This window comes from Sphaerisporangium rhizosphaerae (genome assembly GCF_042665155.1).
Classification (GTDB): domain Bacteria; phylum Actinomycetota; class Actinomycetes; order Streptosporangiales; family Streptosporangiaceae; genus Sphaerisporangium; species Sphaerisporangium rhizosphaerae.
Genome location: NZ_JBHTCG010000032.1, coordinates 1 through 22,018 on the forward strand (window position 1 = coordinate 1; position 22,018 = coordinate 22,018).

General features: G+C 73.6%; 21 protein-coding genes and 1 pseudogene. 8 read left to right on the top strand and 14 right to left on the bottom strand.

The window, feature by feature from the left end; genetic code table 11:
• Positions 1–172: pseudogene (locus tag ACFQSB_RS32185) on the top strand (IS630 family transposase); the annotation flags it as partial.
• Positions 173–484: 312 nt separating this feature from the next.
• Here the strand turns inward: ACFQSB_RS32185 and ACFQSB_RS32190 are convergent.
• The 11 genes from ACFQSB_RS32190 to ACFQSB_RS32240 all read right to left on the bottom strand — a co-directional run bounded on the left by ACFQSB_RS32190 (position 485) and on the right by ACFQSB_RS32240 (position 12,859).
• Positions 485–1,657, bottom strand: a complete 1,173-nt coding sequence (locus ACFQSB_RS32190) for a CaiB/BaiF CoA transferase family protein (protein WP_380830613.1) — start codon at positions 1,655–1,657, stop codon at positions 485–487.
• A gap of 229 nt (positions 1,658–1,886) precedes the next feature.
• Positions 1,887–2,762 (bottom strand): ribokinase, encoded by an 876-nt coding sequence (locus ACFQSB_RS32195; RefSeq protein WP_380830614.1) that lies wholly within the window; start codon positions 2,760–2,762, stop codon positions 1,887–1,889.
• 118 nt (positions 2,763–2,880) lie between these two features.
• On the bottom strand, positions 2,881–4,356 hold the full coding sequence (locus ACFQSB_RS32200) for an ADP-ribosylglycohydrolase family protein (RefSeq protein WP_380830615.1): 1,476 nt from the start codon (positions 4,354–4,356) through the stop codon (positions 2,881–2,883).
• Positions 4,353–5,525, bottom strand: a complete 1,173-nt coding sequence (locus ACFQSB_RS32205; RefSeq protein ID WP_380830616.1) for an ADP-ribosylglycohydrolase family protein — start codon at positions 5,523–5,525, stop codon at positions 4,353–4,355. Before ACFQSB_RS32205 ends, ACFQSB_RS32200 begins: the two co-directional genes overlap by 4 nt.
• Positions 5,522–6,547, bottom strand: a complete 1,026-nt coding sequence (locus ACFQSB_RS32210) for an ADP-ribosylglycohydrolase family protein (RefSeq protein WP_380830617.1) — start codon at positions 6,545–6,547, stop codon at positions 5,522–5,524. The genes ACFQSB_RS32205 and ACFQSB_RS32210 overlap by 4 nt, the downstream gene beginning before the upstream one ends.
• 36 nt (positions 6,548–6,583) lie before the next feature.
• On the bottom strand, positions 6,584–7,570 hold the full coding sequence (locus ACFQSB_RS32215) for an ADP-ribosylglycohydrolase family protein (protein ID WP_354921400.1): 987 nt from the start codon (positions 7,568–7,570) through the stop codon (positions 6,584–6,586).
• The gene (locus tag ACFQSB_RS32220; RefSeq protein ID WP_380830618.1) at positions 7,567–8,880 is read right to left on the bottom strand and encodes an ABC transporter substrate-binding protein; all 1,314 of its coding nucleotides are present in this window, start codon (positions 8,878–8,880) and stop codon (positions 7,567–7,569) included. Before ACFQSB_RS32220 ends, ACFQSB_RS32215 begins: the two co-directional genes overlap by 4 nt.
• A 77-nt stretch (positions 8,881–8,957) precedes the next feature.
• The gene (locus ACFQSB_RS32225) at positions 8,958–9,776 is read right to left on the bottom strand and encodes a carbohydrate ABC transporter permease (protein ID WP_380830619.1); all 819 of its coding nucleotides are present in this window, start codon (positions 9,774–9,776) and stop codon (positions 8,958–8,960) included.
• Between the two features lie 3 nt (positions 9,777–9,779).
• Entirely contained in the window at positions 9,780–10,706 is a 927-nt protein-coding gene (locus ACFQSB_RS32230) for a carbohydrate ABC transporter permease (protein WP_380830687.1), read from the bottom strand.
• Positions 10,707–10,708: 2 nt separating this feature from the next.
• Positions 10,709–11,836, bottom strand: coding sequence for a LacI family DNA-binding transcriptional regulator (locus ACFQSB_RS32235; protein WP_380830620.1), 1,128 nt, complete (start codon positions 11,834–11,836; stop codon positions 10,709–10,711).
• A gap of 165 nt (positions 11,837–12,001) precedes the next feature.
• On the bottom strand, positions 12,002–12,859 hold the full coding sequence (locus ACFQSB_RS32240; protein WP_380830621.1) for a helix-turn-helix transcriptional regulator: 858 nt from the start codon (positions 12,857–12,859) through the stop codon (positions 12,002–12,004).
• A gap of 103 nt (positions 12,860–12,962) precedes the next feature.
• On the opposite strand from ACFQSB_RS32240, the gene ACFQSB_RS32245 reads away from it, so the two are divergent.
• Entirely contained in the window at positions 12,963–14,363 is a 1,401-nt protein-coding gene (locus ACFQSB_RS32245) for an MFS transporter (protein ID WP_380830622.1), read from the top strand.
• Here ACFQSB_RS32245 and ACFQSB_RS32250 read toward each other — a convergent pair.
• Positions 14,360–15,325, bottom strand: a complete 966-nt coding sequence (locus tag ACFQSB_RS32250) for a GNAT family N-acetyltransferase (protein WP_380830623.1) — start codon at positions 15,323–15,325, stop codon at positions 14,360–14,362. The two genes, ACFQSB_RS32245 and ACFQSB_RS32250, sit on opposite strands and share 4 nt — an antisense overlap.
• 93 nt (positions 15,326–15,418) lie before the next feature.
• On the opposite strand from ACFQSB_RS32250, the gene ACFQSB_RS32255 reads away from it, so the two are divergent.
• Both ACFQSB_RS32255 and ACFQSB_RS32260 read left to right on the top strand, forming a co-directional pair.
• Complete coding sequence (locus ACFQSB_RS32255) at positions 15,419–15,748, top strand: spore germination protein GerW family protein (RefSeq protein ID WP_354839606.1); 330 nt, start codon at positions 15,419–15,421, stop codon at positions 15,746–15,748.
• Between the two features lie 23 nt (positions 15,749–15,771).
• Positions 15,772–16,746, top strand: coding sequence for a magnesium transporter CorA family protein (locus ACFQSB_RS32260; protein ID WP_380830624.1), 975 nt, complete (start codon positions 15,772–15,774; stop codon positions 16,744–16,746).
• Between the two features lie 49 nt (positions 16,747–16,795).
• Here ACFQSB_RS32260 and ACFQSB_RS32265 read toward each other — a convergent pair whose 3' ends face one another.
• Positions 16,796–17,911 (bottom strand): ROK family protein, encoded by a 1,116-nt coding sequence (locus ACFQSB_RS32265; protein WP_380830625.1) that lies wholly within the window; start codon positions 17,909–17,911, stop codon positions 16,796–16,798.
• A 142-nt stretch (positions 17,912–18,053) separates the two neighbouring features.
• Between ACFQSB_RS32265 and ACFQSB_RS32270 the strand changes: the two genes are divergently transcribed.
• From ACFQSB_RS32270 to ACFQSB_RS32285, 4 genes are read left to right on the top strand one after another with little or no spacing between them, the layout of a single operon-like run.
• On the top strand, positions 18,054–19,022 hold the full coding sequence (locus ACFQSB_RS32270; protein WP_354839597.1) for a glutamate ABC transporter substrate-binding protein: 969 nt from the start codon (positions 18,054–18,056) through the stop codon (positions 19,020–19,022).
• A gap of 12 nt (positions 19,023–19,034) precedes the next feature.
• Positions 19,035–19,679, top strand: coding sequence for an amino acid ABC transporter permease (locus ACFQSB_RS32275; RefSeq protein WP_380830626.1), 645 nt, complete (start codon positions 19,035–19,037; stop codon positions 19,677–19,679).
• Positions 19,676–20,530, top strand: a complete 855-nt coding sequence (locus tag ACFQSB_RS32280) for an amino acid ABC transporter permease (protein ID WP_380830627.1) — start codon at positions 19,676–19,678, stop codon at positions 20,528–20,530. The genes ACFQSB_RS32275 and ACFQSB_RS32280 overlap by 4 nt, the downstream gene beginning before the upstream one ends.
• A 43-nt stretch (positions 20,531–20,573) precedes the next feature.
• Positions 20,574–21,512 (top strand): asparaginase, encoded by a 939-nt coding sequence (locus ACFQSB_RS32285; RefSeq protein ID WP_380830628.1) that lies wholly within the window; start codon positions 20,574–20,576, stop codon positions 21,510–21,512.
• Here the strand turns inward: ACFQSB_RS32285 and ACFQSB_RS32290 are convergent, their stop codons facing one another.
• Complete coding sequence (locus ACFQSB_RS32290; RefSeq protein ID WP_380830629.1) at positions 21,513–21,923, bottom strand: hypothetical protein; 411 nt, start codon at positions 21,921–21,923, stop codon at positions 21,513–21,515. It lies immediately after the preceding gene.
• Between the last annotated feature and the right edge of the window lie 95 nt (positions 21,924–22,018).

Genomic DNA, 22,018 nt, shown 5'->3' on the forward strand with positions numbered 1-22,018 from the left:
GCTCATCCGCCGCGGAGTCCACAAGAGCGTCCAGTCCCTGGAAAAGGACATCCGCGCCTGGATCGCCCACTGGAACCAGAACCCCAAACCCTTCGTATGGACCAAGACCGCCGAGGAGATCCTCGAATCACTCGCTAAATATTTGGGACGAATTTCAGGCGCGGGACACTAGTGCGCCGTCCACGAACGTTCACCGGCTCGGGCGCCGTAACAGGCGCCGGCATCGCCGTACCACGACCCGCCGACCCGGCGCCGATCACTGCAGCATGTGGCCGGGGGTGGAGAGCCGCGCCCGGTGAACGTACGTGGTCACCGCACCAGGTCCGGCCCGGGGGCGGAGAACCGCGCCCGGCGAACGCATGTGGACACCGCACCAGGTCCGGCCCGGGGGCGCAGAACCGCGCCCAGCGAACGCATGTGGGCACCGCACCAGGTGCGGCCGGGGGTGGAGAGCTGCGCCCGGTGAACGCATGTGGTCATCGCGCTAGACGACGCCCTTGTCGCGCAGGGCCGCCACGTCCGCGTCGGACAGGCCCAGCTCCGCCAGGACGGCGGCGGTGTCGGCGCCGTGGGGGCGGCCGGGCCAGCGGATCTCGCCCGGCGTGGCCGACAGGCGGAACATGACGTTCTGCATGCGCAGCGGGCCGAGGCCGGGGTCCTCGACGGTGGTGACCGCGTCCAGGGCGGCGAGCTGCGGGTCGGACATGACATCGCGCACGTCGTAGATGGGGGCGACCGCCGCCTGGGCGCGCTCGAAGGCGTCCAGCACCTCCTCGCGGGTGCGCGCGCCGACCCACGCGGCGACGGCCTGGTCCAGCTCGTCGGCGTGCTCGACGCGTCCGGCGCCGGTGGCGAACCACGGCTCCTGGACGTACTCGGGCCGGCCGACCAGGCGCATGACCCGCTCGGCGATGTTCTGGGCGGAGGTGGAGACGGCCACCCAGGTGCCGTCGGCGCAGCGGTAGGTGTTGCGCGGCGCGTTGTTGACCGAGCGGTTCCCCGTGCGCGGCGGCACCACGCCGAGCCGGTCGTAGATGGTCGGCTGGGCGCCGAGCACGGTGAGGATCGGCTCGATGATCGACATGTCGACCACCTGGCCGGCCCCGGTGCCCTCACGCGCGTGGAGGGCGGCCATGACGGCGTAGGCGGTGGCGAGGGCGCAGATGCCGTCCGCCAGCCCGAACGGGGGCAGGGTGGGCGGCCCGTCCGGTTCGCCGGTCATCGCGGCGAACCCGCTCATCGCCTCGGCGAGGGTGCCGAACCCGGGACGCCGCGCGTACGGGCCGAACTGGCCGAACCCGGTGACGCGGGCCAGCACCAAGCGGGGGTTGGCCTCGCGGAGACGGTCGTAGGACAGGTTCCAGCGCTCGAGGGTGCCGGGCCTGAAGTTCTCGATGACCACGTCGGCGTCGCGGGCGAGCGCGAGCAGCACCCGCTGCCCCTCGGCCGTCGACAGGTCCAGGGTCATGGCCCGCTTGTTGCGGCCCAGCACCTTCCACCACAGGCCGCCCGGACCGTGTCCGCGGGAGGGGTCGGGCTTGACCGGGTGCTCGACCTTGACCACCTCGGCGCCGAAGTCGCCGAGCAGCATCGCGGCCATCGGCCCGGCGAACAGCGTCGCCAGGTCCAGGACGCGGACGCCTTCCAGGGCTTTCATGTCTGATCCTCCGTGGTCCTGCGTGACGACTCCTTCGGGGTCCTGCGTGACGACTGCTCCGGGGACCCGTATGACGACTCCTCCGGGGACCCGTATGACGACTCCTCCGGGGTCCTGCGTGACGACTGCTCCGGGGTCCGCCTGACGACTCCCCCGCAGAGCTCCGGGGCGGCTCCTCGGTGGTTCCGCGTGGTGACGACGGTCGCCGCCGCGGGCGGCTCCGGCCCGGTCACGCGAGGGCCGCCTCGATCTCGGGGCGCGTGGGCATCGAGGTGCTCGCGCCGGGGCGCTGGACCGACAGGGCGGCGGCCGTGGCGGCGAACCGCAGGGCCTGCTCCTGCGGCCGGCCCTCGGCGCGGGCCACGGCGAGCGCGCCGACGAAGGTGTCGCCGGCCGCCGTGGTGTCGACGGCCCGCACCGGCACCGCCGGCACCCGCAACGGGCGGCCCGTCCGGGCGCCGTACAGCGCCCCCTCCGCGCCGAGGGTGATCACCGCCTCGGGGACGAGGTCGAGCAGCGCCTTCAGCGCCTCCTCGGGGTCGGCCAGGCCGGTGATCGCCGCGGCCTCGTGCTCGTTGGGGACGATGAGGTCGACGGCGCCGAGCAGTTCGCGGGGCAGGTCCTGGACCGGGGCGGGGGTGAGGACGACCGGGACCCTGGCCCGTCGCGCGGCGGCCACCACGGCCTCCATGGGCAGCTCCAGTTGCAGCAGCAGCGCGTCGGAGCGGTCGATGACGGCGAGGTCCTCGTCGGACGGGGCGGTGATCGTGCCGTTCGCACCGGGGATGACGATGATGGAGTTGCCGCCGTCGTCGTCCACGACGATGTGCGCGATGCCCGACGACCCGGGCACCACCCGAAGGCGGCTCACGTCGACGCCGGCCCCGGCGAGCGTGTCGCGCATGACGGGGCCGAACGCGTCGTCCCCGACCGCGCCGACGAAGCAGGTGGCCGCTCCGGCGCGCGCCGCCGCGACGGCCTGGTTCGCGCCCTTGCCTCCCGGGATCGTGCGGAATGCGTGCCCGGTGACGGTCTCGCCGCGCCCGGGCACGACCGCGGTGTAGGCCACCAGGTCCATGTTCGCGCTGCCGAATACCGAGATCATGGTCTGTCCTCTCCCCCGCCCGACACCTCAGTGAGGCTCCGCCCGTCCCGCGCCGCTGTGCGGGTCCGCCCGTCCGGCATCCCTGTACGGCTCCGCCCGTCCGGCGCCGCTGTGGTGGTCACGATGCCACGGCGAGCGTGCGGCGGGTGAGCTCGTCGAAGCCGATGCCGTCGAAGCCGCGCAGGCTGCTCGCCAGCCGGTCGCCGAGCGCCCACCCGGACGGGATGCGCGAGGCACCCAGCAGGCCGCCGGCGATGGAGCCCACCGTGGCGCCGGCCGAGTCGGTGTCCCATCCCGCGGCGACCGCGCCCGCGACCGAGGCGGTGAAGTCGCCGCGGCCGTGCGTCAGCGCGGCGGCCACCAGGGCCGCGTTGTTGACGGTGTGCACCCAGTGCAGCCCGCCGTGCCGCTCGTACAGGCGGTCGACGACCCGCTCGAAGTCGGGTTCGGCCCGCGCGTCGGCGACGGCGTCCCGGACGGCCCGGGCGAGCCGGGAACCGGCGGGGACGACCGACAGTCCGGCGGCCACGACCTCCTCCACCGCCGCGGCCGGGTCGCCGGAGGGCACGACCAGGGACCGGGCGCACATGGCGGCGACCATCATGGCGCCGTAGACCCCGTTGGCGGTGTGGCTGAGGCGCGCGTCCCGCCAGGCGAACTCCGCCGCCGCGCGCACGTCGCCGGGGTTGGCCCAGCCGTACACGTCGGCCCTGATCAGCGCGCCGATCCACTCCCTGAAGGGGTTGCGCCACGTGGCCGTGCGCGGCGGTTCCAGTCCGTCGAGCAGGTTGCGGTAGGCCACGCGCTCGGCGGTGAAGACCCGGCCGGCGGGCAGCTCCTCCAGCCACAGGGCGGCGACGTCGGCCGTGGTGAACCCGCGGCCGTGCCGCTCCAGCAGGGACAGGGCCAGCAGGGGGAAGTTCAGGTCGTCGTCCTCGGGGACGCCGTCGAGGGTCTCGGCGAGGGAGGTGGCGGCGCTGCGCCGGTTCCACGGCCAGCGGGCCGCCACCTCGGCCGGCAGCCCCTCGGCGGTGAACCAGCCGCGGATCGGCCAGTTGCCGGTCGCCTCGGCGATCTCCCTGATGCCCTGGCGGGGGATCTTCTCCACCGGCTTGCCCAGCACGCACCCCGCCGCCCGTCCGCGCCACGCCCCCAGCAGCCGCTCGCCCAGCTCGTCGGGGTGGGCGCCCGGACGCTCCGGAGCGCCGGACCCGACCCGGGCAAGTGTGGCCGCGCCGTCCGGAACGCCGGACCCCGGCCGGGCAAGGGTGGCCGCGCTGTCCGGAGTGCCGGACGCCGCCCAGGCGGAAGCGGCCGCGCGGATGCCGGCGAGACCGGTCGGCTCGGGCAGCGGGGAGGGGATGCCCGCCAGCTCGTCGAGCAGCTCGGCGGCCAGCGCTCGCAGCTCGGGGGCGGGCGGCTCGGGCGAGGCCCCGGCGCGGGGCGGCGCGTCGTGCCCTCCGGCGGCGTGCCACCGGTCGGCGATCGGGGCGGCCTGGGCGCCCCGGCCGTCCTCGCCGGCCTGCCGCAGCTCGTGTCCCACCAGATCCTCCGGCTGCACCCAGGTCAGCCTGATCGGCCGGTCGCCGCTCATGACGGGAGTCCGGGGGTGTTGTCCCAGGTCAGGGCGGTGAAGGCGGCCTCGTGGGCACGGCGGGCGGCGAGGTCGCCGGCGTGGACGCGCCGGGCGACCTCGGCGATCGCCAGGCCGGGGGCGACCAGGTCCATGCGGCTGGCCTCGGACACCGGGTCGAGCCATTCGGCGGGCACCGCCTTGGCCCCGCCGAGGGCGCCGGCGATCGCGCCGCCCATGCTGGCGATGGAGTCGGCGTCGCGCCCGTAGTTGACGCCGCCGAGCACGGTGTCGCGATAGTCGCCCTTGGCGATGACCAGGAAGGCGAGCGCCAGCGGCAGTTCCTCGATGCTGTGCAGCCGGCTCGGCCGCCGCGCCCCGAGGCCCTGGTCGCGGTAGGTGTCGGCGACGGTGTCGTAGGGCTTGACGGCCTCGCGGAGCGCGTCGAACGACCCCTCCCAGTGGTCCAGGCCGCGGGCCCGCTCGCACACGGCGTCGATGGCGGCGCGGGTGCCGTCGCGGGCCAGCCGCAGGCAGGTGGCCACGACCGAGTCGGCGCTCGCGCCGGGACGCATCGCCTCGGCGACGGCGGCGGCCAGCACGCCGGCCGCCTCCCGGCCGTAGCTGGACTGGTGGGCGCCCGCCAGGTCGACGGCCTCGGCGTACGCGCCGTCGGGGTTGGCGGCGTTGACGATGCCGACCGGCGCCATGTACATCGCGGCGCCGCAGTTGACGATGTTGCCCACCCCGGCCTCGCGCGGGTCGATGTGCCCGTAGTGCAGGCGCAGGACCAGCCACTTCTCGGCGAGGAAGACCCGTTGCAGAGGCAGCGCCTCGGCCTCCAGCTCGGGGATCCAGCGTTTCTCGCCCATCATCTCCGGCACCAGGTGGTCGGCGGCGGCGTAGGCGTCCAGGTGACCGCCGACCTTCTCGTACACGCGGATGAGGGCGTGCGTCATGAGGGTGTCGTCGGTGATGTGGCCGTCGCCCTTGTGATAAGGCGCGATGGGGCGCGCGTTGCGCCAGTCCTCGAAGTACGGCGGGACGATGCCCGTCACGTACCCGTCGTACCGTTCCTGGATCTGGCCGGGCGTCCAGCCTTCGGTGGCGCCGCCGATGGCGTCGCCGACCGCCGCGCCCGTCACGCATCCGACGGCCTTGTCGGTCAGCAGGTCCTCCAGCGGCGTCATGCCAGTCCTCCAGCGATGTCGATGAGATCGGCTCCGGCCAGCTCGGGGAGGCCGCAGCCGGTGAGCGTGCGCGCCGCGGCGCACCAGCCCTCGGGGAGCGCGCGGAGCCCGGTGCGGGCGCCGGTGAGCGCACCGGTGAGGGCCGGGGCGGAGTCGGCGAGCGATGACAGGCAGGCGGCGGCGGGGACGGCCGCGGTGAGCGAGCCGCCGGACACCTCCGCGAGCGCGAGCGCCGCGGGGACGGTCTGCGCGGCGGCGACCCCGTAGCTGTAGACGTGGTCGACCAGCGCGGCGTCCAGGGCCGGGACGGCCGCGAACGGATCGCCCGCCCGGCGGGCCGCCGCGAGGGCCGTCCTGGCGGCGTGGCCGATGGCGGTGTCCCCGGGCAGCTCGGCCAGCGCCGCCTCCACCGCCGCGCCCATCGTCCCGCCCGCGACGAGCACCGCGACCGCGGCGGCCATCGCGAGCGCGCCGAGGACCCCGTCCCCGGAGTTGGTGACCGAGGCGTCGGCCCGCACGAGGTCCGGCAGGGCGGCGGAGCCGGGAGCGGCGGCGGCGAAGGCCACGGCGCGGACGGCGGCGGCGTCGTCGAAGTGGTGCGGGTTGTCGTGGCCGCTGACCGGGGGCGGCTTGCCCGCGGCCAGGTTGGCGAGGGCCGAACGCACCGAGATGCGCACCCGCAGGTCCGAGCGTCCCGCGAGGGCGGTGAAGGCCTCGGCGCGGTCCTGGTGGAGGGTCAGCGCGGTCCAGGCGAGCCACTCGGCGTCGTCGGACGGGCCGAGGGCGAGCGGCTCGACGGGCTGGTTCAGCGTGAACGGCACGGGGAGCGTGGTGAGGCGGTGCTCCTCGGCGAAGGCGTCCAGCTCGCGTTCCAGCCGCCTGGTCCACGGCGCGAGCAGCGCGGAGCGGTGGCGCGCGGACGGCCACCCGGCGGCGTCGCCGATGGCCAGCCCGACGAAGGCGCCCGCGACCCGGTCCGCGGCCGTGCCGGGCGCGTCCTTGGTCCTGTCCCCCGATTGCATGTCTCTCCTCTATCCCGATCTATCCCGCCGAAGCGGTCATCGCGGGGCTTCGTCGTCGGGTGCGTGGGCGTTCTGGGATGCCGCGTACAGCGCGGTGGCGACGTCCAGGACGTGGCGGCCGGCGACGACGGGGAGGCAGCGGCCGGTGGCGGGGCCGATCTCCCTAGCCCAGCGCGCGGGGACGGCGGCCTCGCCGCGCCCCGCCCCCGCGAGGGCGCCGGCGATGGCCGCGGTGGTGTCGGCGTCGCGGCCCAGGTTGGCGGCCGACACGACCGACTCCTCCACCTCGCCGGCGCCCATGAGGTAGCCGGCGAAGGCGAGCGCGACGGCCTCGGGCGCGAGGTCGGTCCACGGGTAGTGGCGCACCACGACGGCCGCGTACAGCCGCTCCACCGACCCGGCGGCGACGGCGTCCACCGCCGCGCGCAGGTTCCGGGAGGTCCAGGAGTCCTCGGGGACGGCGGCGAGCCCCGCCTGAACGACCTCGGCGGGCGCGGCGCCGGTCATCGCGACGGCGACCGCGGCGGCGACCGCCTGGCCGCCGTACACGCCCTCGACGCCGTTGCTCACCACTCCGTCCACGGCCACCAGCCGCGCCGCCTCCCCCGGGTCGCCGGCCGCGAAGATGCCGTAGGGCGCGGCGCGCATGGCCAGGCCGTCCGACCAGCCGTGCTGGTGCCACTCGCCCGACATCGGCGGCGCCAGGCCGCGGCGCAGAGCCTGGACGGCGCCGAGCTCGGAGAACCCGGCGCCGCGCATGGGCCCGTCGATGGACGGGATGATCTGCTCGCGGTACTCCCTGGCCACGTCCGCCGGGGTCATGGCCGCGCCGTACCGGCACAGCAGCGACGCGGCGAAGATGGTGTACTCGGTGTCGTCGGTGCCGCCCTTGCCCGGTTCGATCTCGGTGAGGCGGCCGTGACGCCGGGCGATCTCCTCGGGCGGAAGGTTCTCGGCGGGCCGCCCGAGGGCGTCGCCGGCCGCCAGGCCGAGCAGGCACCCCCGGGCGCGGGTCAGGCTCATTTGCCGTACCGCTCCAGCACCTTGTTGCCCTCGTCGGTGAGGGTCTTCGCCGCCTGGTCGAGGGTGATCTTGTCGGCGAAGTACTGCTGCAGGGTGGGGGTGGCCACCTTGCTCTTCCACTCGTCGAAGCCGTTGACCTTCAGGTACGGCGCGACGACCAGGTTCTTGGCCGAGGCGGTGGCGACGTCCCAGCCGTTCTCCTTGGTCGTCATGGACGGGTCGCTCGCCGCCTTGACGCTGGTGGGCAGCAGCCAGTCGCCCTTGGCGAGCCTCGCCTGGTTGGCGCTGTCGAGGAAGAAGGAGATGAACTTCGTCGCCTGCTCGGGGTACTCGCTGTCGGCGGCGACCGACAGCGTCTGGGAGGTGGCGCCCTGCTCGGAGGTGGTGCCCTTGAGCGGCGGGATGGTGATCCAGTCGAAGTCCTCCGGCGCCTGCTCGGCGACCTGCTGGCGCAGGTAGACGCCCGCGGGCAGCAGGGCGTACTTGCCGGCGTAGAAGCCGGGCAGCGGGTCGGCGGTGCCCATGCCGAGCGCGGAGGGGTCGGCCGACTTGTCCTTGTAGAGCTGGTCGTGGATGCGCTGCATGACCTCGCGCTCGCCGGGGCCCACCTTGACGGTGGCCTTGGCGCCGTCCACCTGGAAGAAGGTGCCGCCGAAGTTGAGCGCCAGGTTGAGCACCTTGTTGACCGGGGACTTCAGCGGCCAGGCGACGCCGTAGTTCCCGCCCTTGGTGAGCTTCTTGCTGATCTCGGCGAACTCGTCCCAGGTCCAGGGGGCGTCCGGGGTGGGGATGCGCACCTTGGCGGCGTCGAGCAGCTTCTTGTTGCCGATCAGCACCTGCGACTCCTGCAGGAACGGCACGCCGTACACGCCCTGGCCGCCCTTGCCGTCGCCGAAGGTGACGGTGTCCCACGCGGGCTGCGGGATGTCGTTCTTCAGGTCGGGGGGCAGCTTGGCCGACAGGTCGAGCAGGTAGCCGCGCGAGGCGAACCCGGCGAGCGCCGGGGAGTCGTCGTGGATGACGTCCGGCGGGTCGCCGCCCTCGAAGGAGGTGACGAGCTGGTCGTTGACGTTGTCCCAGCTTCCCTGGACGTACTCGACCCTGGTGGCGGGGTTGGCCTTGTTCCATTCGTCGACGATCTGCTTGTTGGCGGCGATGGACTCCTTCTGCCAGGCGAGGCTGAGGAACTTCAGGGTCACCGTCCCGCCGTCGCCGCCGCCGGTCGTGGTGGTGCCGGCGCCGGACGAACAGCCGGCCGTCAGCGCGGCGATCGCGGCCGCCGCCGCCGCGAGTGCGGTTCTGGTACGCAAGAGACTCTCCTATCAGGGGGTGCCGTGGCTGTGGGCTTCGCCTCGCAGGTGCTCGGCTCGGGCCGGAGGATGGCCGGTCATCCCTTGACGGCGCCGGCCATGAGGCCGGATCTCAGCCGCCGCTGGATGATCGCGAAGAAGGCCAGGCTGGGGATCGTGGCGAGCAGCGAGGCCGCCGCGAGCGGGCCGAGGCGCACGACGCCTTCCGCGCCGGTGAACTTCACCAGGGTCAGGGGCAGCGTGGCCACGCCGGGGTCCTTGAGGACGACCAGCGCGAACAGGAACTCGTTCCAGGAGGAGATGAACGCGAACAGCGCCGTCGCGACCACGCCGGGGGCCAGCAGCGGCGCGACGACCCGGACGATGGCGCGCACCCGCCCGGCGCCGTCCACGGCCGCGGCCTCCTCCAGCTCGCGGGGCACCGCGCGCACGTACCCCTGGAGCATCCACAGCGCGAACGGCAGGACGAAGGTGACGTGGACGATGGTGAGGCCGGGCAGCGTGTTGACCAGGTCCAGGGTCCGCAGCACCATGAACAGCGGGATGATGATCAGGATGAACGGGAAGACCTGGCTGACCAGCACCCATCCCACGGCGAGCTTGCCGAGCAGCGAGCGGTGGCGGGCCATCGCGTACGCGGCGGGCAGCGCGAGCACGATCGTCAGCAGCGAGGTGGCGACGGCGACGCCGAGGCTGCGCAGGGCGCTGCCGACGATGTCCTGCTCGGCGAAGGCGTCGGCGAAGTTGCTCAGCACGGGGTGGCGCGGGATCCACGACGGGGTGAGGCTCGCCATCTCGCGCGAGGTCTTCAGCGCCGTGGACAGCAGCCAGACCAGCGGGAACGCCAGGAAGACCATGTAGGCCAGCAGGGCGAGGTACTGCAGGGGTCTGCGCATCTCTTACTCCGCCTCCCGCAGTCGCCGGCCGATGTACAGGCTCAGCAGGGCCAGCACGACGATGACGAAGGCGACGCCGAGCGTGGCGGCGTAGCCGAAGAAGCCGTAGCGGAACGCCTCCTCGTAGGCGAACAGCATCGGCAGCCGCGTCCGCCCGCCGGGGCCGCCCTGGGTGAGCACGTACACCAGGCCGAACTGGTTGATGTTCCAGACGAAGTCCAGCGAGGTGATGGTGACGATGATGGGGCGCAGCTGGGGCAGGGTGATGCTCCAGAAGCGGCGGAAGGTGGAGGCGCCGTCCATGTGACCGGCCTCGTGCAGTTCCCCGGGGACGTTCTGCAGGCCGGCCAGCAGGACGACGGTGGTCTGCGGCATGCCGGTCCACACGCCGACGACGATCACCGCGGGCAGCGCGATGGAGAAGTCGTTGAGCCAGTCGATGTTGTGGTCCAGCAGGCCGGCCTGCTGCAGGACGCTGTTGAGTATGCCCGCGTTCGGGTGGTAGACCAGGCGCCACATCAGGCCGATGACGACCGGCGGCATGGCCCAGGGCACCAGGGCGAGCACCCGGGCGAACGCCCGGAACCGCAGGTTCTCGTTGAGCAGCAGCGCCAGCCCGAGGGAGGCGGCGAACTGCAGCACGGTCACCGAGACGGCCCAGACCAGGCCGATGCGGAAGGACTCCCAGAAGTCGCCGTCGGCGAACAGGTCGCCGAAGTTGGCGAGGCCGACGAACGAGGTCACCGAGTTGCGCCCGGAGCGGGCGTCGGTGAAGGCGAGGAAGATGCCGTAGAGCAGCGGGCCGACGCTGAACACCAGCACCGGGACCAGGGCGGGCAGCATGAGGGCGAGCGTCTCGCGCCCGCGCCGGGCCTCGCCGCCGCCGGCGCGCCGGCCCGCCGCGGGCCGCCGGGTCGTCCGCGCGGTCATGGTCACGGCGCCTCCCTCCCCGAGTCGCCGACGGTCTCTCCGACGGCGGAGCCGTCACGGGCCGAGACGTCGCGGGCCGGGGTGTCTACGGTCGAGGCGTCTACGGCGGGCGGCTCGCCGGGGGCGTCGTCGCCCGCGGTGGAGGCGCGGACGACCAGGCGGGGCTCGACGGTGACGACGCGGGGCTCGCGGTCCCTGCTGGCCAGCCGGTCCAGCAGCAGCTCGGCGGCGGCGCGGCCGCGTTCGGGCGAGCCGAGCGACACGCTGGTCAGCGGGGGCCAGGCGAGCGTGGCCAGGTCGGTGTCGTCCATGCCGGCCACGGCGACGTCCTGCGGCACCCGGCGTCCCTCGCGGCGCAGGACGTCCAGTGCGCCGAGCGCGATCAGGTCGTTGGCGCACAGCAGCGCGTCCACGTCCGGCGCGCGTTCGAGCAGCCGGGCGGTGGCGCGGGCGCCGTCGGCGCGGTAGAAGTCGCCGACCTCGGCCAGCGCGGGGTCGTGCGGCAGGCCGAGGGCGCGCACCGCCTCGGCGTAGGCCGCGGCGCGGGCGGCGCCGGGCACGGTGTCCAGCGGGCCGTTGACGAAGCCGATGCGCCGGCGGCCGAGGCCGTGGAGGTGCTCGACGGCCAGCCGCACGCCCTCGCGGGAGTCGGTGCGCACGTTGTCGACCGGGGTGCCCTCGGGGACCGAGCCGATGACGACGACGGGCGCGCGGGCCGCGGCGAACATCTTCAGGTGCTCGCCGGTGACCCGCAGCGGGATCATGATGAGCCCGTCGATGTACCGCTCGCCGAGCCCGCGCAGCACGTCGATCTCGTCATCGGTGTCGGCGTTGGTGGAGTGCAGGACCAGGCGGTAGCCGGCCGCCCTCAGCACGGGCTGGATCTCGCGGATCATCGCCAGGTACACCGGGTTGCCTATGTCGGCCATGGCGAACCCGAGCTGGTTGCTGCGGCGGGACTTCAGCGACCTGGCCACCGAGTTCGGCACGTAGCCGAGTTCGCGGGCGGCGCTCATCACCCGCCGCTCGGTCTCGGCCTTGGTGGGCAGGCCGTTGAGGACGCGCGACACCGAGGCGATGGAGACGCCGGCGCGCTGGGCGATCGTCGTGATGGTCGGCCCGTCACTCACGTGTCACCTCGGTCCAGGGGGAAAAGTAAACGTTTACAGATCTCCGGGAAGACCACTGAAAACGTTTACGGGGGTAGGTTCATGTAACCCGCGCGACACATCCGCCGTCAAGTCACGATCGGATAAACCACGACAGACCCGGCACCGGCCGTCGGTTCTCCCCGGTCAGTGGGTGTGGTCGCCGGCCGGGACGTCCGGGTGCGCGCGAAGCCACTCGATGCGCCCGCGGCTCTCGTCGTCCATGGGCGTGTACACGACGACGCGGGTCTCCGGGGGCGTGGCCAGGGTCAGGCTGGTGGAGGCCATGCGGACCAGGCCGACGCCGGACCGCTGGAAGATCTTCATGCGCGTGCCCGGCTTGGCCACGTCGTGGCTGGCCCACATCCGGGCGAAGGTGGGGCTGGCCGCCGAGAGCCTGCGGACGAAGTCGACCCACGACGGCTCGCCGAGATGGCGTCCGAAGGCCGCGCGCAGCATGCCCACCATGAGGCCGCGCTCGTCCTGGAGGTTGCGCACCGGGTTGCAGCATTCGGGACAGGTGAAGCACTGCCAGACGGCGTTGCGCTCGGGCAGGTCGCCGCCGACCAGCGTCGGGAACAGCAACGCGTAGGTGGAGTTCCAGGCCAGCACGTCGTAGCGACTGTTGTAGACCACCGCCGCGAGTGGGTCGAGGCCGGCCAGGATGGTGTGCACCTCGGGCTCCAGCCGGCCGCAGCCGTCGTTCTGCGGCACCTCGGGCACATCGGCGAGCCGGTAGAGGTGCTCGCGCTCGGCCGTGTCGAGTCTCAGCGTGCGGGCGATGGCGTCCAGCACCTGGACGCTGGCGTTGATCGGCCGGCCCTGCTCCAGCCAGGTGTACCAGGTGACGCCGACCCCGGCGAGCTGGGCCACCTCCTCGCGCCGCAGCCCCGGCGTGCGGCGGCGCAGGCCCGGCGGCAGGCCAACGTCGGCCGGGGCGATGCGCTCACGCCGGCTGCGCAGGAACGCCGCGAGCTCCCCCCGCCTGGAAACCGTCCTCGTCACGGGGTCCATGATGGCGCGGAGGGCGGCGTCTTGCCAGGTAGTGCCGCTACCAGGATCGGCAGGCTCTCGTTACCGGTACCGGAACGGCCCGACGATTCCTGGCATGACCTCCGTAGCAACGCTCGCCCCCGCCGTCCCGCGGTCCCGGCGCGGCCCGGGATGGACGCTCGCCGTGGTCCTGGCGGGACAGTTCATGGCGATCCTCGACGTGTCGATCGTCAACGTCGCCGCCCCGACGATCCGCGCCGCCCTCGGCGCCTCGGGCTCCGGCCTGCAACTGATCATCTCCGGCTACACCATCGCCTACGCCATGCTGCTCATCACCGGGGCCCGGCTGGGCGGCCTGTCGGGCCCGCGCCGGATGTTCCTGCTCGGCCTGGCCCTGTTCACCGCCGCGTCCCTGACCTGCGGACTGGCCGGCTCCGAGGGCGCGCTGATCGGGTTCCGCCTGGCGCAGGGCGCGGGCGCCGCCTTCATGGTGCCCCAGGTGCTCAGCATCATCCAGCTCAACTTCGCGGGCGCCGCGCGGGCCAGGGCGCTCAGCGCCTACTCGGCGGTGCTGGCCGGCGGCATCGTCGCCGGGCAGGTGCTCGGCGGCCTGCTGGTGACCGCCGACCTGTTCGGCACCCAGTGGCGCCCGGTCTTCCTGGTCAACGTGCCGATCGGCCTCGCGCTGCTCGCCGCCGGCGCGCGGATGCTGCCCTCCGACCACGTGCCGCGCGACCAGGGGCTCGACCTGCCCGGACTGCTCTGCTTCTCGGCGGCGGTGTCGCTGCTGGTGATCCCCCTGGTCCTCGGGCACGAGCAGCACTGGCCGCTGTGGGGCTGGTGCTCGATGGCGGCCGGCGTGGCGCTGCTCGGCGTCTTCGCCGTCGCGGAGCGGCGCGCCCGGCATCCCCTGGTGCCCGGCCGGCTCCTGCGCGCCCCCGGCCTGCTCCCCGGCGTGCTCGGCGTCTTCTTCGCGATGGTGACCTGGGGCGGGTTCCTGTTCACCGTGGCGCTGCACCTGCAGGGCGGGATCGGGGACGGGCCGCTGCGCGCGGGCCTGACCTTCGTGCCCGGCGCGGCGGGGTTCGCGGTCGTGAGCCTCACCTGGCGGCGCCTGCCCGCCCGGCTGCACCGCGGCCTGATCCTCGCCGGGTTCGCGCTCGCGGCCCTCGGCTACGCGGGCCTGTCCCCGGTGTTCGGCGGCGGCGGCCGGGGCGAGCCGCTGCTGGAGATCCTGCTCGCCGTGACCGGCGCCGGTCTCGGGCTGGCCTACAGCCCGCTGTTCACCGTCGCCCTGGCCGGCGTGGAGCCGCGGGACGCGCCGGACGCGAGCGGGCTGATGTCCACGACGCTCCAGCTCGGCCAGGTGATGGGCGTGGCGACCTTCGGCTCGGTGTACCTGAGCCTCTCCCCTTCCTCGCGCGCGATCGGAGTGACCGGGTTCGGCCTGGCCGCCTGCGCGGTGGTGGGCGCGGCGTGCGTGCTGCCCCTGCTGCGCCGTCCCCGCCTTTCCTAGAGGGCGCGGCGCCAGACGTCGATGGCCAGGACGGGGCGCATGCCGACCGACAGGTACAGGTCGAGCGCCGGGGTGGTGTTGCCCGCGTCCACGTGCAGGTACGTCCCGGCCCTCCCCCGGCGCGCGTCGGCGGCGAAGGCCCGCTTGAGCAGCAGCCGGCCGAGTCCCCGGCCGCGGAACTCCGGCAGCACCGACAGGATGCGGACGTACCCGCAGTTCTCGTCGGCGGCGAACATGTCCGACCCGAGCAGCATGGCGGCCGGCACGCCGTCCACCTCGGCGAGCAGGAGCTGGGACCAGTCGTGGGTGCTTGAAGCCTCGAAGTCGGCCTTCCAGCGGGCGTAGTCCTTGGGGACGAACCCGAAATGCTCCGCGAAACCCTCCTGGTGGACGCGGTGGGCGGCGCGCATCCGCTCCTCCGACCCGGCCGCCGGGTGGACGGTGACGCCGGGCAGGGAGCCCGGCTCCACCTCGGCGTGGTCGGCGCGCAGCCGGTGGAAGCTCGTCGCCGGCGTGAACCCGCGCGCGGCGGCCTCGGCCCGCTTGGTCTCGTCCTGCCGGTAGACCGCGATCTCGGCGGTGACGCGCCGGGCGCGGTCGAGCACGGTGTCCCACAGCCAGGCCCGGACCTCCTCCTCGCGGGAGCAGACCTCGATCTCGACGACGTCCTCCCCCTGGCGCAGGGCGTACGCCCAGCCCGCCGGGCCGCCGTCCTCGCGCCGGAGGACCAGCCAGGCGTCGCGTTCCAGGTCGAGCGCCGGGTCGGCCAGCACGTCGGCCACGTCGTCGGGCGTCATGTCGGGATGCCCCAGCACCGCGGTGTCACAGGCCGACACCACCTCGTAGACGGCGGGGGCGTCGTGCGGCGCCGGCCGGCGGATCTCGTACGCGCGCGTGAAGGCGTCGTCCCCGGGCCCTGGTACCCCTGGGCGGACGCCGTCCGCGTTCTCGTGCTCGTTCACACCCCCTTTCTATCCGTACCGGCTCGATCCCGAGTGCGTGCCGGCCGGGAGAGGCATGATGACCCTAGAGGCGATTCGATCACGGAGGCGGGCATGGAACTGCGGGAGTTCTTCGAGCACCTTTCCGGGGCGCAGCGGGTGTACGGGCAGCCGTACGAGAAGGACGGCGCCACCGTCATCCCGGCGGTCTCGGTACGCGCCGGCGGCGGTTTCGGCCAGGGCGACGTGGGGAGCCAGGTGCGCGGCGGCATGGGCGGGGGCGGCGGCGCGATCGCCCGCCCGGTCGGCGCGTACGTCGTCAGGGACGGCGAGGTGTCGTGGGCGCCGGCCGTGGACGTCAACCGCATCGTGCTCGGCGCGCAGATCCTCGCCGGTCTGGCTCTGATCGTCTTCGTGTTGCGGGCCGGTCTGCGCCGCTCTTGACGTGCGGGTCTAGGGTGGCGGGCATGGTGCGCACCCGCCTGTACCGCAATGGCGTCCTGGAGGCCGAGGGGTTCCCCTACGCCGATGTCTCCGAGCACCTCAAGGACCCCTCGGCGACCGTGTGGTTCGACCTGCTGTCCCCCACGCCGGAGAAGCTCGCGGTCATCAGCGAGGAGCTCGGGCTGCACGAGCTCGCCGTCGAGGACGTCCTGCACCCCCATCAGCGGCCCAAGCTGGACATCTACGAAAGCCACCTGTTCCTCACGCTGTACGCCGTCCGGCTGGGAGAGGACGCGACGGCCCTGCACCTCACCGAGCTCTCGGTCTTCGTGACCAAGAACGCGCTGGTCACCGTGCGCTCGGACGACTCGTGCGACATCGACGCGATCACGGCGCGCTGGGACGCCAGCCCGGGCAAGGCGGGGCACGGGGTGTCCTTCCTGCTGCACACCCTGCTGGACTACGTGGTGGACGGTCACTTCGACGTCGCCCAGGCGCTCGACGACCGGGTGGAGGCGCTGGAGGACGGGCTGTTCACCGAGCGGCCCGGCAACAACCGGGGCATGCAGCGGCGCATGTTCGACGTGCGCCGCACCACCGTGCGGTTCCGGCGGGTCGTGCTGCCGATGCGCGAGGTGCTCACCAGCCTGATGCGCCGCGACCTGGGCGTGGTGGAGTCCGAGATGGCGCCCTACTACCAGGACGTCTACGACCACGTGCTGCGGGTGTCCGAATGGACCGAGTCGCTGCGCGACCTGGTGGGCAACGTCTACGAGACCCATCTGAACCTGCAGGGCTACCGCATGAACGACATCATGAAGCGGGTGACGAGCTGGGCGGCGATCATCGCCGTGCCCACGCTGATCACCGGCTTCTACGGGCAGAACATCCCCTTCCCGGGGTTCTCCCACGCCGAGGGCTTCTGGACCTCCAGCCTGCTGATCGTGGTGGCGTCGGCGATCCTGTACGTCGTGTTCCGCAAGAAGGACTGGATCTAGCGGCCCTCGCGGCGGGGCCGGTCAGGAGCGAGGCCGGTCAACGGGCCGGTCAGGGGCGGGCGGCGGCCTCCTCGACCCAGTCGCCCGACAGCACCACGTCGCGCAGCAGCGACCCCGCGCCGAGGATGGCGGCGTTCGGCCCGGCGCGGGTGACGTCGATCCGCAGGTCGCGCGTGGCCAGGGGCAGGCACCGCTCGTAGACCGCTCCCCGCACGGCGGCGATGAGCTGCTCGGCCGCCGACAGACTGCCCCCGATCACGACGGCGTCCGGGTTGAAGAAGTTGACCAGCGCGGTGAGCACGTCGCCGATGAGCCGCCCGGCGCCGCGCACGAGGTTGGTGGCCTGGGGGACGCCGTCGGCGGCCAGCCGGGCGATGCGGGCCGGATGGTCCACCTCGATGCCCTGGCCGGCCAGCGCGGCCATCAGCGCGGCGCCGCTGGCGTAGGCCTCCAGGCAGTCGGAGTGCCCGCAGGAGCACATCACCGACCGGTCGGCGCGCACGCTGACGTGGCTGATGTCGCCGGCGGCCCCGCGCCCGCGATGCAGCCTGCCGTCCGCGATGATGCCGCAGCCGATGCCGGTGCCCACCTTGAGCACCATCAGGTTCGCGCATCCCGGCCAGGCCAGGTGCTCGCCCGCGGCCATCAGGTTGGCGTCGTTCTCCACCAGGACGGGGACGCCGAACCGCTCGGCCAGGTGGGCGCCGACGGGGAACTCGTTCCAGCCGGGCATGCGGGACGGGGAGATCACGGTGCCGTCCACCGGATCGACCGGGCCGGGGACCCCGACGCCGACGCCCCGCACCGGCAGGCCGCCGCCGGAGGCGGCGACGAGCTCCTCCACCCGGGCGGCGAGCCAGTCGAGGGTGGGGGCCGCCCCGGCCCCTATGTCGCAGGCGTGCTCGACGACGGCGAGCGGGGTGCCGGCGAGGTCGACCAGGCCGAGCCGGGCGTGGTGGCTGCCGAGGTCGGCGACGGCGAGCAGCCCCGCCTTGGGGGCGAGCTTGAGGCGCCGGGGCCGCCGGCCGCCGGTGGAAAGCCCGGGGCCCTCCTCCTGGAGCAGGCCGGCGTCGATGAGCTCCTCCACCCGCAGCGACACGCTGGAGGGGGCGAGGCCGGAATGCCGGGCCAGCTCGGCGCGGGACTCGGCCTGGCCTAGCGCCACGAGACGGAGCAGCTCTCCTTTGCCTGACACAACGAGATGAATACCACGATGTTACTTAATGCGGCAATCGATTGACTTTGGCCGACATCGACCTCTATCGTCCGATCAAAATTCGATTCCGAATGAAGTCGGATGGTAAGTGATGATCCAGCTGCGCGGAAACGCCTCAGCACTGTCCCGCACGCGCCGCGCGGCGCTCACCGTCATGGCCGTGGCGTCGCTGGCCGGGGCGGCGGCCTGCTCCGGCGGCGACGGCTCGCCCGCCGTCCCGCCCGCCCCCGCGGGCGACGCCGGCGCCCAGGCGGGCGACCCCTATCCCTCGGCTCCGGTCGCGACGGCCGCCGACATCCCGGCCGGCTCGACGATGGACACGATCAAGAAGCGCGGCGAACTGCTCGTCGGCGGCTCGCTGGACGCGCCGCTGCTCTCCCAGCAGAACCCGGCGACCGGCCAGGTCGAGGGCTTCGACGCCGACCTGGGCAAGATGCTGGCCAAGTACATCATCGGCAAGCCCAGCGTCAAGATCGTCAACTCGGCGTCGGAGACCCGCGAGGCGCTGCTGTCCAACGGCACCGTGGACGTGGTCTTCCAGACCTACACGATCACTCCCGAGCGCGCCCGGCAGGTCGCCTTCGCCGGGCCGTACTACACCTCCGGCCTGGCCGTCGCGGTGAAGAAGGGCACGACGGGCATCGCCAAGCCCGAGGACCTCGACGGCAAGACGGTCATCGCCGGCGCCAACACCCCGGCCATCCCCGCCATCAAGAAGGTCGCCCCGAACGCCAAGATCGTGACCTTCGGCAGCGACCCCGAGTGCATCCAGGCCCTCAAGCAGGACCGCGGCGTCGCCTACGTCCAGGACCAGTCACTGCTGGTCGCCGACGGCAAGAGCGACCCCGAGGTGCAGGTGGTCGGCGAGCCCTTCACCACCGACCCCTACGGCATCGGGCTCAAGCACGGCGACGACCAGATGAAGAAGTTCGTCAACGACTGGCTGAAGAAGATCCAGGACGCCGGGCTGTGGCAGGAGGCGTGGAAGAAGTCCATCGGCACGGTCGTGCAGGGCGAGCCGCCGGCGCCGCCGGCCATCGGCTCGGTCCCCGGCTCCTAGGCGCCGCCGCCGATGGACGCCCTGACCGGCAACCTCCCGGCGCTGTGGGACGGCCTGCTCGTGACCCTGCAGCTCACGCTGCTCGCGTTCGCGGGCGCGTCCGTGGCCGGGACCCTCGTCGCCGCCGCGCGCGTCAGCCCGGTACCGGTGCTGCGCGCGGCGGGGACGGTCTACGTGGAGACGCTGCAGAACATCCCGCTGCTGGTGCTGCTGATCCTGGCGGTCTTCGGGCTGCCGGAGATCGGCGTGCAGGCAGGGCTGTTCACGACGGCCGTGGTGGTGATCGCGCTGTACCAGGCCGCGTACGTCGCCGAGGCGCTGCGTTCGGGGATCAACGCCGTGCCCTCCGGGCAGGGCGAGGCCGCGCGGGCGCTCGGGCTGGGGTTCACCGGGTCGCTGCGCCACGTGGTGCTCCCCCAGGCGCTCGGCACGGTCGTCCAGCCGCTCGGCAACATCTTCATCATGCTCACGATGAACACCTCGCTCGCGGCGGCGGTCGGCGTGGTGGAGCTGACCGCCGCCGCCAACCGGGTCAACCTCGTCGAGGCCCGGCCGATCCCGATCTTCGTGGGAGCCGGAGTGGCCTACATGCTGCTGTCGTCGCTGGCCGGCTTCGTCACCGGCGTGCTCGAACGCAGACTGGCGGTGCACCGATGAGCGGCGGCCGCCTGCTGTTCGACGAGCCCGGGCCGCGCGCCCGGCGGCGCACCCGCGCCGCCACCTACCTCACGGCGCTCGCGCTGCTGGCCCTGCTCGCACTGGCCGTGCGCCAGTTCGCCGCCAACGGCCAGCTCGACGCCGCGCGCTGGCAGCCCTATGCCACCTGGCCGATGTGGCGCTACCTGCTCGGCGGCCTGTGGTCCACCGTCCTGGCGGCCGGGGTCTGCGCCGTCCTGGCCATGGCCGGCGGGCTGGTGCTCGCGCTCGGGCGGCTGTCGCCGCGGCGCCCGGTGCGCTGGGCCGCGGGGGGCTACGTCGAGGTCGTCCGGACGATCCCGGCGCTGCTGCTGGTCTACGTGGTGCTGTTCGCGCTCCCCCGGTACGGGCTGGACCTGCCGCTGTTCTGGAAGCTCGCGGTGCCGCTGTCGGTGTCCAACGCGGCGGCCTTCGCCGAGATCTTCCGGGCGGGCATCCTGTCGGTGGAGCGCGGCCAGAGCGAGGCGGGCCTCGCGGTCGGGCTGACGCGCGGGCAGACCATGCATCTCATCGTGCTGCCCCAGGCGGCCCGGCGCGTGCTGCCGTCCATCGTCAGCCAGTCGGTGGGCCTGCTCAAGGACACCTCGCTGGGCTTCGTCGTCAGCTACGCCGAACTGCTCTACAGCGGCAAGATCCTGGCCAACTTCAACCACCTGCTCATCCAGACCTACATCGTCGTGGCCCTGGTGTACCTGGTGGTGAACGCCTCGCTGTCCAAACTGGCCCGTACGCTGGAGGCCCGCCAGGCCGGCGCCGCCCGGCGCGCCGCCGCGGCCGCCTCCGGCGCCCCGGAGGCCGCCCTCCACGCCTGACCGGCGCCCCCCGCCCCCTTTTCCCCATCGAGAAAGGCACCACATGTACGCGCGTCTGGCGGAGGTCGTCAGGTCCGGCTTCACCGAGAGCGTCCATTTCGGCAGCGTCGCCGCCCTCGCGCCCGACGGCGCACTCGCGCTCGCGCGCGGCGCCGTGGACGAGCCGATGCTCCCCCGGTCCTCGGCCAAGCCCTTCCAGGCCCTCGCCTGCCTTTCGTCCGGCGCGGCCCTCGGGGGCCCGCGCCTGGCGATCGCCGCCGGGAGCCACACCGGCGAGGACTTCCACGCCGAACTGGTCCGCGCGATGCTCGCCGAGGCCGGACTCGGCCCCTCCGCGCTGGGCTGCCCCGCCGACTGGCCCGAGGACGAGGCCACCCGGCACGCCATGGTCAGGGCCGGTGAGGACCGCGCCAGGGTGCGGATGAACTGTTCGGGCAAACACGCGGCGATGCTCATGGCCTGCGCCGCCGCGGGCTGGGACACCGCCTCCTACCTCACCGCCGCCCACCCCCTCCAGCGGCAGGCACGCTCGGCCGTCGAGCGGCTGTCGGGCGAGAAGAGCCCGCACACGGCCGTGGACGGCTGCGGCGCCCCGCTGTTCGCGCTCTCCCTGGCCGGCCTGGCCCGCGCCGTCCAGGCACTCGCCACCGCCCCGCAGGGCACACCCGAGCGCGCCGTGGCCGACGCCATGCGCGCCCACCCCGAGTACGTCGGGGGCACCGGGCACGTCAACACCGAGCTGATGCGCGCCCTGCCGGGGACCGTGGTGAAGGGCGGCGCGGAGGGAGTGCTGGTGGCCGCCACCTCGGAGGGGCACGCGGTGGCCGTCAAGGTGATCGACGGCGGGCCGCGCGCGACCTCGGCGATCGCCCTGGCCGCCCTGGCGGAGATCGGCGCCGCGACCGCCGGCGCCGAGTCCCTCACCACCGTTCCCGTCCTCGGCGGCGGCCGCCCCGTCGGCGAGGTCCACGCCACCCTCTGATCAGCGGAAGGCCGGGGCCGTCGCGGGGGCCGGCTCGGGCCGGGAGGGGGCGGGGACCGGCTCGGGTGAGGAGGGGGCGGGGCGGCCGCGGCGGAGGGTGGTGTACCGGTCGGCGACGCGGCGGGCGGCGGTCACCGGGTCGCCGGCCGGGCTGTAGTTGTAGGTCCGGCGGCCGGTCGCCTCCGACACCTCGCCCGACCACCAGAAATAGCAGGACCCGTCGGTCCAGGCCACCAGGTCCACGCAGACCGACACGAGCGCGAGGCCCCTGCCCTCGTGGACCTCGGCGGTGATGCCGTGCCGCTCCAGCGTCCAGCACAACCGGTGGGCGGCTCGCGCCGCCGGATGCCGCCGTAATCGCTCACCGCCACGTCCAGGACCGGCAATGTCGGGCTCACCAGGAAGACTCATGGAACGAAGCTAGAAATATCGCACCAAATCCGGCAATGATGTTTCGCCGAGTTGCTCCGGGCCGCCGAGCCGGGCCAACCCGCGACGTGATGGCC